Genomic DNA, 15909 nt, shown 5'->3' with positions numbered 1-15909 from the left:
CGGAGAAACATCGAAATTACGATACCGGTAGCTAAATTATCTTATGATAGATGAATCCATAGCAAATAGCATAAAGCTGTATACTAAACCCTTCTCTTCCATTCTTTTATTTGGTCCTCCCGGAGCAGGTAAAGATTTATTAGGAAATTTCATAGCCCATGGGGATAGTCAGGTTTATGTTTCTCTTGGGGATATTTTCCGTTGTTATCCTATAGGATCTCCTATTCGACAGCTTTTTCATAAATACGCAGTTTCTGGATCCTTGATTCCTGATGAAGATGTTGTTGCCGTATGGAATTATTATGTTCAAGGATTGATTGCTACTGGAAAATTTCTACCAGACTGTCAAGATCTGCTCATTAGCGGTCTTCCAAGAACAGTAGGACAAGCGAAGCTTTTAGATTCATATATCACAGTACGTCATGTAATTATTTTAGATGTGCATGAAGAGGCTAAGTTACTTGAACGTACGCAACAATCTCTTTATAGTAAGGGGAGAATTAACGAGGTTGGTATTGAAGTATTGCAAAAGCGTTTGCAGTCATATCAAAAAGATATTGACGCTATCATTCAACACTATCCTATTCATAAGATTTCTCGTATCAGTGCTGACCAGAAACCGATGGAAGTACTTCGAGATGTTTTATCTCGACTTGCTCATGTGTTTTCTCACCCAGGCAAACCTGCGAATTAGACGGGTATATCTCATTTAGAGAAAAATTACTGATCTTATCTGCAAAATTTGGATAACGGTGTGCTATAGCTTCTAATAACGTGTTCCCTAATTCTTGACTTAAGGGTTCTTGAGATTTTGCAAGTAGAGGAAGTGTGGCTTCCCATTGAAGAATTTCATCTTTAACAATTTTAGGTGTATCGGGTGTTGCTTTAAGATAAGCTTGAAAAGCTTTTTTAGGATATTTTTGACAGTAGTCAATGCTTTGTTGAAGAGCTATTCGTATAGCTTCAACAACTTCAGGAGATGTAGCTTTTGTATTTTTTTTGCCACATAGAAGAAGTTGAGGACCGGTAGGAAGCCCATAAGAATCAGAGAGGAAATAGCCTACAGGCATTCCCAAAGTATCTAGTTTAACACCTTCAATATTATAAAACGCTCCGTAGAGGAAATCGATTTTTTTCAATAACATTGGTGAAATTAAATCAGAGCTTACATTTCTTACGTCCGAGGGAATAACTCCGCGTAGACGCAACGTTTCTAATAGACAGGAAAGGTCTCTCGAGTTGTTTAGACAAAAACCCAATACTCTATTATTTAAGTCTTCAAATTTTGAAATATTGTCTTCTTTTCTGTAGATAAACCCTTGTAGGGTAGAATCAATTAAAGACCCTACTATTTGTATAGAGGCTCCCTGAAGAGACGTTTTTATTACTCCAATTGCGTGATAGAGAGTCAAGTCAACTTGTTCAAATAGAACATGAGGAATAACAGCGCCGGTATCCGTACTTTTTTGAATATGTAAATCTATACCTTGATTACGGAAAAATCCTTTAGAAACCCCTACATATAGAGGAATATGGTTAGGGTTAGGAGTCCAATCTAAAAGTAGGGTTATAGGGGTGAGGTTACTTGGATTTATCTGTTTAGTCTTGACTTTCCATATAGGTAGGATAAGCAAAGGAATGAGTAGGAAAGCGAATTTTCTACTTGGCAATCTAAATCTCTTCGTTGTTTTCTCTATGCGAAATAGAGCAAAGGTAAGTTTTTCGCTTAGTAGAATTAATTGAAATAGGATGAAAGTTACTGTTGTTAGGGCAAATAATCCTGAAAAGGTCATTTCCATATCGTAGTTTCTTCGACTTTCAAGAATGAGAATACCCAGACCGGACTGTGAAGCTACCCATTCTCCAGCAATAGCAGCGAATCCTGCGGATCCCATAGCAATTTTTAATCCGGAAAATATATGAGGAAGAGCATAGGGAAGGCGTAGTTTAATGAAGATTTGTTTTTTCGTTGCTTGATGTAAGATAAATTGTTCTAAGAGTTCTTCAGGAGTAGATGTGATTCCTTGATAGATCGTTATCGTTAGAGGGAAAAAGACCGTAAGTGCTGTAGGGACAATAACAGCATTTAGTCCCCAACCGAACCATAGCACAATTAACGGTGCTAGGGTGAACATAGGAGTGCATTGTACTAGTATGAAAAATGGATTTAAGAGATCTTTTGCTGGCTTATAGGTCAGCATAAGAATTACTAATCCTATCGACAATAATAGCGCTAAAAAGAATCCCCCTAAAATACCTCGCAAAGTATACCAGGAAGAAGAAAGAATAAGATTCATAGAATCTGAAAAATTCACTGCTATTTTTGATGGAGGTGGACAGAGAAAGGAAAATGATGCGTTATTTTTAGTAAAAAATTCCCAAAATAAAATTAAAAATGAAATAGTTAGAAAGTAACATAAAAACTTTTTTTTCATTTTGTAAATGTAGTGGGAAGACATAATGAAGGAATCATAAGGGAATAGAATATATGCGGCAAGAAAATGACAGTTTAGGAATTGTGGAAGTCCCTGAAGATAAATTATATGGCGCGCAAACTGCGCGTTCTCAAAAATATTTTTCTTGGGCTCCTGAGGTTATGCCTCAAGAAGTTATTCGTGCTTTAGTTAGGATTAAAAAGTGTGCTGCTAAAGCAAACCGTGATCTAGGATTTCTAGATTCAAAATATTGTGACATGATTGTTTCTGCTACTGATGAGATTCTTGAAGGCAAGTTTGACGCGCACTTTCCTTTAAAAGTGTGGCAAACAGGTAGCGGTACGCAATCCAACATGAATGTAAATGAGGTTATTGCTAATTTAGCTATTCAACGTCATGGAGGTGTTCTAGGTAGCAAAATACCAATACATCCTAACGATCATGTAAATAAATCCCAATCTTCTAATGATGTTTTCCCCACAGCGATGCATATTGCTGCGGTGATCAGTCTTAAGAAAAAGCTCATTCCTGCTATGGATCATCTGCAAAGGGCATTGGATGCTAAGGTTGCTGAATTTCGCGATTGTGTAAAGATAGGGAGAACACATTTAATGGATGCTGTTCCTATGACATTAGGACAGGAGTTTTCTGGTTATAGTAATCAGATACGTCAATCTTTAGAAAGAGTCGCGTTTTCCCTTACACACATGTATGAGTTGGCTATAGGGGGAACCGCAGTAGGTACAGGATTGAATGTTCCTGATGGATTTATAGATAAAGTTATCCACTATTTACGTCAGGAAACAGGAGAGCCTTTTATTGTTGCATCGAATTATTTCTCAGCATTATCTAATCACGATACACTAGTGAATGCTCATGGTGTTTTAGCTACTTTAGCTTGTGCTTTAACAAAGATAGCTACAGATCTGAGTTTTTTAGGATCGGGTCCTCGATGTGGTTTAGGAGAATTACTATTTCCTGAGAATGAGCCCGGGTCTTCAATAATGCCTGGTAAGATCAATCCTACACAATGTGAAGCTTTACAAATGGTTTGTGCTCAGGTCATAGGAAACAACCAGGCAGTAATCGTTGGTGGAAGTCGAGGAAATTTTGAACTTAATGTCATGAAACCATTGATAATTTATAATTTTTTACAATCTGTAGATATTCTTTCGGGAGCTATGCAAGCTTTCGCGGATTACTTTGTTTCAGGCTTGCGTGTGAACAAATATCGTCTTAAAGAATATTTGGATAATTCTTTAATGCTTGTTACAGCTTTAACTCCAGTTTTGGGATATGATAAATGTTCTAAAATGGCTTTAAAAGCTTTCCATGACAATATAAGCTTAAAGGAAGCTTGTATACAGATGGGATACCTATCTGGGGAAGAGTTCGATCGTTTTGTTGTTCCCGAATCTATGGTAGGGAAACATTAATGAGAGGATTTGCTCTCTAAATTGATCAAAGCTTGAGCAAATAAAAGAGCACTCTTCGTATTTGAAAAGATATGATCAACACCGATAAGCTCATCTAAATGATAGCGTTTAAGATCGCTTAGCGGTGTTTTTTTTACTCCTGCCAAAAGTAAAAGCGTTCCTTGACGATCACATTCTAGGAAGAACTCTTCTAGAGCATGCATAGCCGATGCATCAATTGTAGGTACACGGCTCATACATAGTATGAAAATCTTTGGGGGTTTTTCTATTTCATTGAGAAGATTTTTCAATCTATCAGCAATTCCAAAGAAGAAAGGACCGTTGATCTCATAGATTTCTGTATGTGCAGGAACTTCAGATTTTGAAAATAGATCATCATCTTTTGCTTGCTTATTTTCATCAAAATATCTTGCTGTAGATATCACGTCAGATAGATCGCTCATCTGTTTCATGAATAGAAATGCGGCTAACATCATACCTACTTGCACTGCAGAGGTGATGGTTGTCATAACTGTAAGAATAAAGACGGTTAAGAGAACAACAACATCTTTCTTAGGCGCAGTGAATAAATGAATAAAGTGATGGATTTCACTCATATTCCAAGCAATAAGAATAAGAACAGCGGCCAAACAGGTAAGGGGGATTTTTACGGTTAGCGGTGCTAAAGCTAAAAGAATAACACAGATAAAGGCTGAATGAATTAATCCTGCTACAGGAGTTGTAGCTCCAGATTTAATACTTGCTGCGGTTCTTGATAAGGAACCTGTTACAGGCATTCCTGCAAAGAATGATGTACCGATATTTGCGATACCTTGGGCAACAAGTTGGCAATTGGATTGATGTCTCCATCCTGTCATACCATCAGCAACTACAGCTGAAAGTAAAGTTTCGATACCGGAAAGAACAGCAATAGTTAAAGCATCCGGCATAAGCTGTAAAATTTTTGTCAGGCTAAGATGTGGAAATGAAGGCAAGGGTATTGACTGTGGGAGAGCTCCGTAACGACTACCAATCGTAGGAATGTCGATTTTTAGCAACCACACTAGTGTCGAAGCTAAGATAATAGCAATCATTACTCCTGGATATCGTGGCTTATAATTGCGGAAATAAATCATGATCAGTAGGGTAAATAACCCTACGGCAAAAGCCTTACTATCCCATGTCCACAGATAATCCCAGTAAGCTATCCATTTAGCAATAAAATCTGTAGGAACGCTGTCTCCCATTTGTAGACCTAAAAAGTCTCTAATTTGAGAGGAAAAAATGATAACAGCTAAACCTGTTGTTAATCCTGTAACTACTGGATATGGCATATATTTAATGAAAGTGCCAAGCCCAGTGAGTCCAAAGGCTACTAGGAATACCCCTCCCATTAGGGTAATTGTGAATAACCCCTCAACACCATATTTTGCTGAGATACAGTAAAGTATAGAGATGAAAGCGCTTGTTGGTCCCGATATAAGAACACGACTACCACCTAAAGCAGAGGCTATGAAACCTCCAATGATCGAGGCTAGCAAACCTTGAATAGGGGATACGCCCACACCGATTGCAATAGCAATAGCGAAGGGAAATGCTAGAACGCCTACAGTAAGTCCGGCTAAGAAATCTTTTTTAAATGTATTGAAGGTGTAACCTTCCTTAATACAAGTATAAAGCTTGGGAACAAGGTGTTTAAACGATAAGGCGACTTTCACTAGACTCCTAACGTGGATTCAGAACTAGAGAACTTTATTATTGTTCTGTTCTTTAGTATCTTTGTCAAATAGTTCATTCTGTTTATAGACGTTTTGTTTCTTCAAATCTAAGCTTCAAGAATATAGAATTGCTGTATAAAACGGTGCTAAATAACAAATTTTTGATTTTAGTGTATAAAAAGAAACGCTTTTCTTAATTTAGAAAGATTTTTCCTACTTTACCTAACCTGTAAATAGGAGTACACTAGTTCGTAGAATTATTTTTGAGGTCATTATGTTGAAATTCCAATTGTGTGCTCTGTTTTTATTTGGATATATCGCGATTGTTTTCGAGCATATTGTGCGAGTGAATAAATCTGCTGTAGCTTTAGCTATGGGAGGTTTAATGTGGCTAGTTTATTTTTCTCATATGCAACATGCGGATCACATGATTCTAGCTGAAGAAATTGCTGATATGGCTCAGGTAATCTTTTTTTTATTCGCAGCGATGGCCATTGTTGAACTCATAGACGCACACAAGGGGTTTTCGATTATAGTGCGATGTTGTTATATACAATCTAGGACCTTGCTTCTTTGGGTTTTGATAGGACTTTCTTTCTTCCTATCCGCTGCCTTGGATAATTTAACATCTATCATCATCATTATTTCTATTTTGAAGCGTTTAGTTAAGTCTCGAGAAGATCGTCTACTTTTAGGAGCGATTTGCGTCATTAGTGTAAATGCTGGAGGTGCTTGGACCCCTTTAGGAGATGTAACGACAACAATGCTGTGGATTAATAATAAAGTGACCTCTTGGGGAATCATTCGTGCTTTATTTGTTCCTAGTTTAGTTTGTGTTCTTATAGCCGGAATTTGCGCACAATTTATGCTTAAGAAGAGAACCACGGGAATGATCTCTAAGGATGTTGAGATGGAAGGGTCTCCTAAAAAAAGTGGTTTAATCATTTGTATTGGTTTGGGATCTTTATTGATGGTTCCCATTTGGAAAGCCTGTTTAGGTGTTCCACCATTTATTGGAGCTTTATTAGGACTCGGGCTTGTTTGGTTGGCTAGCGACTGGATTCATTCTCCCCACGGGGAAGATCGCTATCACTTACGTATTCCTCATATTTTAACGAAGATCGATATTTCCTCTATTACCTTCTTTATAGGTATCTTATTAGCTGTTAATGCTTTGACTTTTTCTAATGTTCTCTCTGAACTTTCAATGAGCATGGACAGGATATTTTCTAGGAATATTGTGGCTATTTTTATTGGTCTTATTTCAAGCGTATTGGATAATGTTCCTCTTGTTGCTGCGACTATGGGTATGTATCAAGTCCCAATGGACGATACTTTATGGAAGTTGATTGCTTATGCAGCAGGTACCGGGGGAAGTATTTTAATCATTGGATCAGCTGCTGGAGTTGCCTTCATGGGTATCGAGAAAGTTGATTTCCTATGGTATTTTAAGAAGATCTCTTGGATTGCACTAGCTAGTTATTTTGGCGGTCTTATTTCATATTTTATGCTCGAGCGTATCGCTATGTTTTTTTGAGTTGGTTATTCTCGAGTAAAAATTTTTTTTTAAAACTTTGTTTTAATAAAATCTTTGTACCTCTATCATACCGCCTCCTTATAAACATTCTCTATTTGGAAGAGAGGTAAATATGAAAGTAAAACAAATTACAGCTTTGATTTGCTCCCTAGTATTAGGTTTTCAAATTTCAGGTTCTGCTAAGACCTTAGTTCAAAAAAATGCATGTTCAGATTTGGATTTTTTAGAACACTTACTTGATGTTAAATACGCTCCTAAAGAGTGGAAGCATAAGCTTTTTCGTTGGGATTTGAAGGATGCAACGGATCAAGCGCGTTTAAAATTGTGTATCGAGGAAAATCCTTCAACCAAGCATTGCCAAACAGTTCTTGCGCAATATATCTCTGATTTAAATGACTTTCATGCTGGGATTACTTTCTTCGCTACGGAGAACTCTCATTTACCTTATACAATCAAGTTAAGCAGTTCTCATAAGTGCTTTGTTGTTGATGTACATACATATAGTTCCGATATTTCTGTAAATGATGAGATTTTAGAAATGGACGGTATGCCGATTATGCAGGCGATCGAAAGCGTGCGTACTGGTAGAGGTGCTCCTTCTGATTACGCCGCAGCCGCAAGAACACTATTTTCTCGCTCTTCTGCCCTCGGTCATCAAGTTCCTGTAGGAATAGCTACGTTAAAAGTTCGTCGTCCCAGTGGTTTAACCCGTACTGTAAAAGTTAAATGGCGCCATACTCCTGAACATATTCAGGATCTATCTTTAATAGCTCCTTTGATAAAAGAGCCTGTAATCGAGATGAGATCAGGACGTGCTTTACCGTTAATATCTAACGCTTCTGAAAGTTGCTTATTCACAAACGAAATGGTTCCTTATTTCTGGCGTGAACTACGTGAGCAGTATAAACGCGGTTTAAATAGTGATTATAATATTGGGAGTAAAAAAGGCTTTTTCCCTGATTTCGGACATGTGACATGGAGAGCTAACAGTGGTCCTTATCATGCCTATATATTCACATGTACAGATAATCGTGGACAGTCTCACAATATTGGATTTCTTAGAATTTCTACATATTCTTGGACAGACATGGAAGACCGTAGTGTTATGAATATGGAATCCCCATGGAATGACTTCGATGATATTATTAAGGTGATGGAAGAGAAAACAGAAGCTTTGATTATTGATCAGACAAACAATCCTGGTGGTAGTGTATTCTATCTTTATGGGTTGATCTCTAGATTAACAGACAGACCTTTAGAAACACCTAAGCATAGGATGATTTTAACCCAAAGTGAAGTTCAATCTGCAGTAAAATGGTTGAACCTTCTTGATGGTGTTGAAACTGATGAGCAAGCAAGAAATGCTCTCGGTGATGATATGGAAGGTTATCCTATCGATATGAATGCTGTAGGCTATTTACAGACATTTTCTAATACCGTTTTAAAATGCTGGGCAAATGGAGATATTAATCTCTCTATACCTATGCCTTTATTAGGATTTGCTAAAGTGCACCCACATCCTGATAATCATTATTCACATCCTATATGTGTCATGATTAACGAAGAAGATTTCTCCTGTGGAGATTTATTCCCTGCGATTATGAAAGATAATAATCGAGCCTTGATTGTAGGAATGACTACAGCAGGAGCTGGAGGTTTTGTCTTTAACGTAGAGTTCCCTAATAGAACAGGAATTAAACATTGTTCTTTAACTGGATCTTTAGCAGTGAGATCAGATGGTTCTTTCATAGAGAATTTAGGAGTCTCTCCTGATGTATTTTTAGATGTTACAGATACGGACCTACAAACAGGCAAATATTCTAATTACATTAATAATGTGAAAGGTTTAGTTCTTGATCTCATTGAGAAAGAAGCGGATAAAACTGTCTCTCATTCGGAAGAAACATAGAATATAAGAACTAGCTCGTAATAAATATAACAATATAAAAATCTTCTGTTATATTAATAACCTTTAGAAAAAGTGCAAAATCTTTTTCTAAAGGTTTTTTTATTAAGCATCGTGCTCAATTTTGGAGGTGAGATGTATGCGTAGGGTTATATTAAGTAATCCTAGAGGATTTTGTGCTGGGGTAGTTCGTGCTATCCAAGTGGTAGAGGCTGCTTTAGAAAAATGGGGGCCTCCGATTTATGTGAAACATGAAATTGTTCATAATCGTCATGTGGTAGATGATCTCAAAAGGAGAGGGGCTATCTTTATTGAAGATCTTAGTGATGTTCCTTGTGGAGAAAAGGTTATCTATTCTGCTCACGGTATTCCTCCGGAAGTTCGTGAAGAAGCAAAAACTCGGAATCTTTTTGATATTGATGCAACTTGTGTTCTGGTAACTAAGATTCATTCAGCAGTTAAGCTTTATGCAAGTAAAGGTTATCAAATTATTTTGATAGGAAAGAAAAAACACGTAGAGGTTATTGGGATTCGTGGAGAAGCTCCTGAAAGTGTTACGGTAGTGGAAAAGGTGGAAGATGTCGCTAACCTTCCTTTCGGAGTGGAGATACCTTTATTTTTTGTGACTCAAACAACATTGAGTTTGGATGATGTTGCTGAAATTACCCAAGCATTAAAGGTGCGTTATCCGAATATTGTTACCTTACCTAGTTCTTCTGTATGTTATGCTACGCAAAATCGCCAAGAAGCTCTACGCTCGGTGTTGCCTAAGGTAAATTTTGTTTATGTTATTGGAGATGTGCAAAGTTCAAACTCCAATCGTTTGCGAGAAGTTGCTGAAAAACGAAATATTCCCGCTAGATTAGTGAACAGCCCGGATCATATTTCTGATGAGATTTTAAATTATTCCGGTGATATTGCAATAACAGCAGGAGCATCAACTCCTGAGCATATTGTTCAATCTTGTATTTCTAGGTTAAAAGAGTTAATACCCGATTTACAAGTTGAAGAGGATATATTTGCTATAGAAGATGTCGTATTCCAACCGCCTAAAGAGCTTCGCAATTAAAAAGTCTTCATTTTTACATGTATTGCGAGTAGGAATTCATAGAATAGTCTTCTCTATTAGAGAATATGTTTATCTGTTCTTCTCGCTCTACATTAAATACCCAAAACTAATCGTATATGATCTAGCGAAGTTTTTTTATTCTTTATTCAGGAATCCCTACAAGAGATTACGTCGTTCGCCACAATCTTCCTTGCTCAAGGAGGGGAATGTTTACGGAGAGACCCCTTGGTCAGTATTAAATAAAGTGAGTAGAGAATTCGGAGTTACCTCTCAAGATATTGTTTATGATTTAGGTTGCGGATTAGGAAAAGTGTGTTTTTGGTTTTCCGATATTCTGAAATGTCAGGTTGTGGGTATAGATAATCAATCTGCTTTTATTAACTTCGCTTCACGCATGCATAAGCTGTTATCTCCACAGCCAACAATATTTTTTAAAGAGTATTTTTATGAAACAGAATTATCTCAAGCTTCCTGTGTCTATTTTTACGGTTCGTCGTATTCTTTGAAGGTATTGAAAGGTGTTTTAACCGCTTTAGCAAAGCTAAAATCAGGGAATATAGTCATCACTATTTCCTTTTCTTTAGATTCGTTGCCCGATGGAGATACAATGTTTGTTACAGAGAAAAGCTGTGATGTTACTTTTCCTTGGGGTAAGACAAAAGCATATAAAAATATACGAAGGTAAGCACTCTTTATTGATAAAGACTACGAACAGCGTCGTGTTCTGTTTGTAGTACCTGTAGTAAGAAATTATCCATATTTTTCCAATGATCTTTCACCTCTTCGATAGAACGGGTGATTTCATCATGTTCCATACGGAATATCTCTTTATAATTTTCTGCAAATGTTCGTGATGCAGTTTCTTTCAACTCATAAATTTTTGATGAGGCCTCTGTAAGCTGTGATAGAGAAGTACAAATTTTACCAGCACCTTTAAAGAATGTTCGTGCTGTTGCTCCTTTCCATAATCCTGTATGTTTTTGGATAAATTCTAGAATGCGTTTTCCGGAGATTTCACCAATAATCGGAGTTGCAGCTCCTATGATACCTAAAGTTGCCGTAGCAATTCCTAACCATTGTGAAATCTGGGCTTGACTTTGATAACTTTCAATAAGCTCTTTAGCTTTTTCTAAAAGATGCTTTCTAGCTTCTAAACGAGAAAGATTATCTTGTTCTCTGCTATTCAACATGAGCTTCATAATTTCTGCACAGATTCTAAGGACATCCAGATTTGATACACGCATGCGCATCAGAGAGCTGAGCTGTGCTTCTGTAAGAGCGAAGTCAATAATTTCGTCAGGTAAGCTACAAGACTGCGTATAGTGAACAGACATTTGATTAGAAAACTCTTCAATAGCGAAGTCTCTTTTCTGTTTATGATGTTGCTGTTCCTGATCCTGACGTTCTTGCTGTCCTTGTTCTCCTTTTCCTTCTTCTTTTTCTTGAGATTTTGTATCGAGACGTGTTTCTGTAGTCTCTTTCTGTACATGGCTGAATAGTGCCATAGGACTGAGAGAAGATGTGGAAGGTTTTGGTGAAGATGGTGCAGATTTTGTAGCTTCTTCAGAAGTTTTAGCAGTATCTTTTAGACTGTGCTCTTTTATGGTTTGTTTATCATAAGTTTGAACTTCAACTTGTGTTGTACATAAGAGAACGGATGATTTTTCTCCATGACCATCATCTTTAGATTCTGGTAGATTTAAGACAAGTGTTGTTGTTTTTGTTATGGAATTTTCGTCTTTAGGAGCTAGGCAAGAAGAAAATCCCATACTTGTTTCCGCTTTTTGTTCTTTTACAGAGGAAAAAGACGAGGATGGATTAGCTTGTCGCAAAGCAGGATTTTTATTAGCAGAGGAAAATGTATCTAGAGATTTTTGTGATGACAGATTCGGTAGAGATGAAGATTTCATCAACATACCATTCTTTGCCATTAAAGTCTCTGAAGGTGCTGGTTTGTTTTGGGGAGGAAGTTGTGAAAATACCGATCCTGATTGATTCAGTAAACTCAAGCAAGTATCCGATATGGAACGTAAGATAGCCATTTGGCAACAATCAGGAACGCTAACCTCAGCATCAGTTGTTGAAGATGCCTCTGATCCTGATTCTATCATTAACAAATCAAGGTCGGCACTTTCTGAAGTTGTACTCGTTGTTGTTGAACAAGATGCTGTCATAACATTCCTTAAAACAGAATTTATCTTAGAGCTTCCAGAAACGTTCTATCCATTTCTCTGCATAACTGTAACACGCGTGCGAGATTTTCGAAAGAATCATGAATACTTTCTATGAGTTCTTGAGTGCGAGCAAGGTAATCATCTCTTTCTAAACTTAATAATTCTATTTTTGTTTCAAGAGATACGTAGTGGGATTTAATTTTAAATAGACTGGATCGCACCCAAAGCATAGCTCCGCGTAAAAGAGCCAAAGCTCCTTCTAAAGCAGGGCCTATACCTCGCATAGCTCCTTCTGCGATTGGAGAAAGCCCAAGATTTTCCATGCTTAAAGTGGCGATAGAGAGTAAGGCAGCTATGACATAAAGAACAATTTGCACTATTTTCAATATTTTTTGTTTTAATTGCTTATTTTTTCCCGGAAGAAGTTTTTCAATAGCTTCCCAGCCATTTAAAGCGTCTAATAAAGTTAATGTTAAGGCGATAAGACCTGCAAGTAAACTTACCCAAGAGAAAATACCTCCACCCATGACTATAGCAACGGAAGCTAATCCTATGGAGATCCATGGAGTAATCCACTCTACAATAGTAGCTAATGAACCCCAGCGTTTTGCCTGTTCTTCTTTTTCTATGGATTTTTGGATTTGTTTTATGCGTTCTTCATGTGTTGCTTCTAACTCCCTTTGGGTCGTTTCCACACAATCTTTGTAGGACGCATAGGCAGAAAAATCTGAAAGAATTCCTTGTTTTGTTAAGAGGTAACTCAAGGTAAATACACCAACAGAAGGAGGGCTAATAATAGGAACAACAGAAGCTGCTCGTGTTTTTTTATTTTTTTGGAATTTTTTAAAGATACATTCTTGCTGCTGCTGTTTTCCTGGATGCTCATCTTGTGATAATCCTTTATTATATTTTCCTTGTGGCGATTTTAGATTTAGTCGGTCTTCTTCTTTGCTATGTAAATCAGTATTCTGAGAAGAAAATGTTTTCTTTTCAGACTGGATTTTATGTTCTAAATCTTCTGCAGATTCACGGAAGATTTCAGCTTTATCTAAACTATCTTGCGTTTTTGTTTGTTCTTCAGATCGTTTAGCTGTTGGTGTGGCTAGGAATTTCTCAGAGCAAGAGTTTTTTTCAGATGCTTTTTCCTGAGATTGCGGCATCATTAAATCTTTGAGCAAAATTCTCATCGATTCTTTGGAATTCTTCTGCGAAAAAAGGTTCCAAGGTGAAGATGTTGATGACTGTTCTTTTTTTTGTAATTGTGATGCTGGAGAACTTCCAAATTGTAAGATTTTTTCTCTAGGACTTGCAGGAGTTAGTTGTTTATGTGTAATAACCTGCCCTTCACTTTTTATAAATAAGGTTTTACTAAATTTATCTGTGAAGAATTTCTGTAGAGATTTTCCTGAAGATTCTGGAGCTAGAGTAATTGAATATTTTATACTAGATATTCCTTCAGATTGCTTAGGACTATCTGGAATATAAGGCTGTTGATTTAAGAGAATCTCTGTAGATTGTGCTAGCCAGGAGGACATAGTCAGTTCCCTAGATTTATGGGATTATGCATGGTTTTTTATATCCAAGATTTCTGCTTTCAGTTCTTGATAAGCGCTATGATGTTTTGCTCTTTCCCATGCAAGTTCTAAAGCTTTACTCGCATTTTCATGTTGGTCCATGAGGGTATAACAGACGTAGGCGTAATAATGAGGATAGGGATCTTTATCGCGTAATAATGCAGTCACAGCATAGGCATGTAGAGCTTGAGGATAAAGCTGGCTCATATGCAGCGATGCTCCTAAAGAAAACCAAAATTTAGATACAAAAGGATTAAAAAAGACTAACCAGCGAAAAGTTTCACTACTTTCTTGATATTCTCTATTCAGATAGGCGTTATAACCTTCTTTATAAACACGTTCCAGTTCTTCAGAGGAAATTTTAAAGAGTTTTTGATACGTATCTAACGGCAGATCTTTATTTGGAAAATATCCTGACAAATAACTTTCTAAATCATCCGGAAAGGGATAATCTTCTTTGCTCGATGAAGCTATCTTTTCTAATAAATAAACTAAATATGACATTACGGACGCAAATTGTAAATAAAGGTATCCATGAGTTCTTTAAGAAGTTTTAATACGTTGGAGCGTGCTTGATGACATTGTGAGACTTCTTGAAGATGCCTTTGCATATCTGTTCGCTCAAGCTGCGTAATTTTCTCCATGTTTTCTTTCCGCATCTGAATATTTTCTTTCAGAAGCTTTTTCTCTTCTTCAGACCATTGTAACGTGTCTGTTATCGTTACCCCAAGTTTTCTAGCTTGATCTACGAGAGCTTTCATTTCTGAATTCTCTCTCCAATCAATAGCACCCTTCTCAGAGTTGATTTTAGAAATAAGTAGCGTTAATGTATCTACATTATCAGTGCGTTCTTTAACGCGCAGATATAATTCTTGAGCTTCGGCTTCAGCTTGTCCGAGGATCCTTTCCATAAGTTTCATAAAACGTATAAATACGTTTTCAACTTTTGGAGTGGGAATTGGCGCAAATCCTTTTAGGGGGGCTCCTGCCGTGAAAAGTGCCATGGGAGATTGTGCTTTTCTTTTAAATGTTTTTTCTTCCTCAACGTTAATCTCTCGAGACTGCCGCGCATCATTAAGATAGCGTAAATGTGCTATAGAGAGTTCGTGAGACACTTCCTCAATTTCCTCGAAGGAAACCTTAGCTTTGTATTTTTTTCCTCGCTCTTTTTCTTGAGAATTATCTTCTTGATGTTGTCCCTCATGTTGTCGATCTTGTTTTTGATCTCGCTTTTCGCGATCTTGTTTAGATTCTTGAGACTTTGTTGTGAAGATTTGCTGTTCTTTTTTCTCTGTAACGAAGGAACCATAAGATTGAGAAGAAACGTGTTCTCCATCCTTTTCTGTTCGAGATTGCTGGGATACTGTTGTATGAACAGCACGTTGTGCAGATTGTCCCAAGGTATGTTGGGTTGAAGAATGGGGAGTGTAAGGTCGAGAATCAGAAGTTTTCACAGAGGAATAGTTAGTGGAAGCTTTCGAGGATTGTTGTGATTCTTTCGGCGTCGCGTATGTTTCTTTTGTAGATCTTGGCGCCACATCCTGAGGTTTGCCTCCTTCTTGAGGAAGAAATTGTTCTTGTTTTCCTAAAGCTGTTGATTGTTCCTGTGCTTTCGTAGGATCTGTAGTTTCTAAAGCTTGTAGGAGATCAGAGATGAGCATCTCAACTTCAACGGTTTCCGGAGGAAGAAAAACAAGATTGTAGGAGCAATCTTGTAGAAGATTAGCATTTTCTCCAGAAATTGCAGAAATTTGCGCAAGAGCAAAAGCAGCAAGAGAACTTAGAGAGGCTGGCGTTGATCCTTCTGAAGTAAATACAGAAAGCGCAACATCTCCGGCTGCCGTTTTTAAAATACTGGAAGCTGTTGATGCTGAAGATGAAGCATCTTCCTTTAAAGTCATGTTGGTAGATGGGACTGCTGAAGGCAGGGGAGTGTTCATACTAATTTTCGCACGAGTAAGTTATGGGGACATAGAAATGATGAAAATTATATAAAACCCCATTTTCCTGCAAGTTTGATTATAAAAGGGTTAGAAGTTAGGAGAGAATACTCGAGAATATAGGAATTTTCTATTTACAAA

At 37.2% G+C, this 15909-nt stretch carries 12 protein-coding genes; 6 read left to right on the top strand and 6 right to left on the bottom strand.

Annotated elements, in window-relative coordinates:
- Positions 1 to 43 precede the first annotated feature (43 nt).
- Complete coding sequence (locus tag C10C_RS03790) at positions 44 to 694, top strand: nucleoside monophosphate kinase (RefSeq protein WP_117274505.1); 651 nt, start codon at positions 44 to 46, stop codon at positions 692 to 694.
- On the opposite strand, the gene C10C_RS03785 is transcribed toward C10C_RS03790, so the two are convergent.
- Entirely contained in the window at positions 603 to 2435 is a 1833-nt protein-coding gene (locus tag C10C_RS03785; RefSeq protein ID WP_117274504.1) for an ABC transporter substrate-binding protein, read from the bottom strand. The genes C10C_RS03790 and C10C_RS03785 overlap by 92 nt on opposite strands.
- 53 nt (positions 2436 to 2488) lie before the next feature.
- Between C10C_RS03785 and fumC the strand changes: the two genes are divergently transcribed.
- Positions 2489 to 3871 carry a class II fumarate hydratase gene (gene fumC, locus C10C_RS03780; protein ID WP_117274503.1) on the top strand — a complete coding sequence of 461 codons (1383 nt, stop codon included), beginning with the start codon at positions 2489 to 2491 and terminating at the stop codon, positions 3869 to 3871.
- On the opposite strand, the gene C10C_RS03775 is transcribed toward fumC, so the two are convergent.
- Complete coding sequence (locus C10C_RS03775) at positions 3868 to 5568, bottom strand: SLC26/SulP family anion transporter (RefSeq protein WP_117274502.1); 1701 nt, start codon at positions 5566 to 5568, stop codon at positions 3868 to 3870. The two genes, fumC and C10C_RS03775, sit on opposite strands and share 4 nt — an antisense overlap.
- A gap of 274 nt (positions 5569 to 5842) precedes the next feature.
- Here C10C_RS03775 and C10C_RS03770 point away from each other — a divergent pair, with 274 nt between their 5' ends.
- From C10C_RS03770 to C10C_RS05270, 4 genes are all read left to right on the top strand, one after another.
- A complete protein-coding gene (locus tag C10C_RS03770; protein ID WP_117274501.1) occupies positions 5843 to 7105 on the top strand; it encodes an NhaD family Na+:H+ antiporter in 1263 nt (420 codons plus the stop codon).
- A gap of 112 nt (positions 7106 to 7217) precedes the next feature.
- Complete coding sequence (locus tag C10C_RS03765; RefSeq protein ID WP_117274500.1) at positions 7218 to 9014, top strand: protease-like activity factor CPAF; 1797 nt, start codon at positions 7218 to 7220, stop codon at positions 9012 to 9014.
- Between the two features lie 136 nt (positions 9015 to 9150).
- Entirely contained in the window at positions 9151 to 10080 is a 930-nt protein-coding gene (gene ispH, locus C10C_RS03760) for a 4-hydroxy-3-methylbut-2-enyl diphosphate reductase (RefSeq protein ID WP_117274499.1), read from the top strand.
- 244 nt (positions 10081 to 10324) lie between these two features.
- Complete coding sequence (locus C10C_RS05270; protein WP_275667689.1) at positions 10325 to 10765, top strand: class I SAM-dependent methyltransferase; 441 nt, start codon at positions 10325 to 10327, stop codon at positions 10763 to 10765.
- A 7-nt stretch (positions 10766 to 10772) separates the two neighbouring features.
- On the opposite strand, the gene C10C_RS03750 is transcribed toward C10C_RS05270, so the two are convergent.
- From C10C_RS03750 to C10C_RS03735, 4 genes are read right to left on the bottom strand one after another with little or no spacing between them, the layout of a single operon-like run.
- Positions 10773 to 12254, bottom strand: a complete 1482-nt coding sequence (locus C10C_RS03750; protein ID WP_117274497.1) for a hypothetical protein — start codon at positions 12252 to 12254, stop codon at positions 10773 to 10775.
- A 20-nt stretch (positions 12255 to 12274) separates the two neighbouring features.
- On the bottom strand, positions 12275 to 13789 hold the full coding sequence (locus C10C_RS03745; RefSeq protein ID WP_117274496.1) for a hypothetical protein: 1515 nt from the start codon (positions 13787 to 13789) through the stop codon (positions 12275 to 12277).
- A gap of 24 nt (positions 13790 to 13813) precedes the next feature.
- Positions 13814 to 14332, bottom strand: coding sequence for a SycD/LcrH family type III secretion system chaperone (locus C10C_RS03740; RefSeq protein ID WP_117274495.1), 519 nt, complete (start codon positions 14330 to 14332; stop codon positions 13814 to 13816).
- Positions 14332 to 15768 (bottom strand): hypothetical protein, encoded by a 1437-nt coding sequence (locus tag C10C_RS03735; protein ID WP_117274494.1) that lies wholly within the window; start codon positions 15766 to 15768, stop codon positions 14332 to 14334. Before C10C_RS03735 ends, C10C_RS03740 begins: the two co-directional genes overlap by 1 nt.
- Between the last annotated feature and the right edge of the window lie 141 nt (positions 15769 to 15909).

The sequence above is a fragment of the Chlamydia poikilotherma genome, from assembly GCF_900239975.1.
GTDB classification, from domain to species: Bacteria; Chlamydiota; Chlamydiia; order Chlamydiales; family Chlamydiaceae; genus Chlamydia; species Chlamydia poikilotherma.
This window is presented reverse-complemented; position numbering and strand designations above follow the sequence as displayed.

Bases quoted from the DNA above. Each gene is read 5' to 3' on its own strand.
- C10C_RS03790 (WP_117274505.1), top strand. From the start codon at position 44: ATGATAGATGAATCCATAGCAAATAGCATAAAGCTGTATACTAAACCC.
- C10C_RS03785 (WP_117274504.1), bottom strand. From the start codon at position 2,435: ATGAAAAAAAAGTTTTTATGTTACTTTCTAACTATTTCATTTTTAATT.
- fumC (WP_117274503.1), top strand. From the start codon at position 2,489: ATGCGGCAAGAAAATGACAGTTTAGGAATTGTGGAAGTCCCTGAAGAT.
- C10C_RS03770 (WP_117274501.1), top strand. From the start codon at position 5,843: ATGTTGAAATTCCAATTGTGTGCTCTGTTTTTATTTGGATATATCGCG.
- C10C_RS03765 (WP_117274500.1), top strand. From the start codon at position 7,218: ATGAAAGTAAAACAAATTACAGCTTTGATTTGCTCCCTAGTATTAGGT.
- ispH (WP_117274499.1), top strand. From the start codon at position 9,151: ATGCGTAGGGTTATATTAAGTAATCCTAGAGGATTTTGTGCTGGGGTA.
- C10C_RS03750 (WP_117274497.1), bottom strand. From the start codon at position 12,254: ATGACAGCATCTTGTTCAACAACAACGAGTACAACTTCAGAAAGTGCC.
- C10C_RS03745 (WP_117274496.1), bottom strand. From the start codon at position 13,789: ATGTCCTCCTGGCTAGCACAATCTACAGAGATTCTCTTAAATCAACAG.
- C10C_RS03740 (WP_117274495.1), bottom strand. From the start codon at position 14,332: ATGTCATATTTAGTTTATTTATTAGAAAAGATAGCTTCATCGAGCAAA.
- C10C_RS03735 (WP_117274494.1), bottom strand. From the start codon at position 15,768: ATGAACACTCCCCTGCCTTCAGCAGTCCCATCTACCAACATGACTTTA.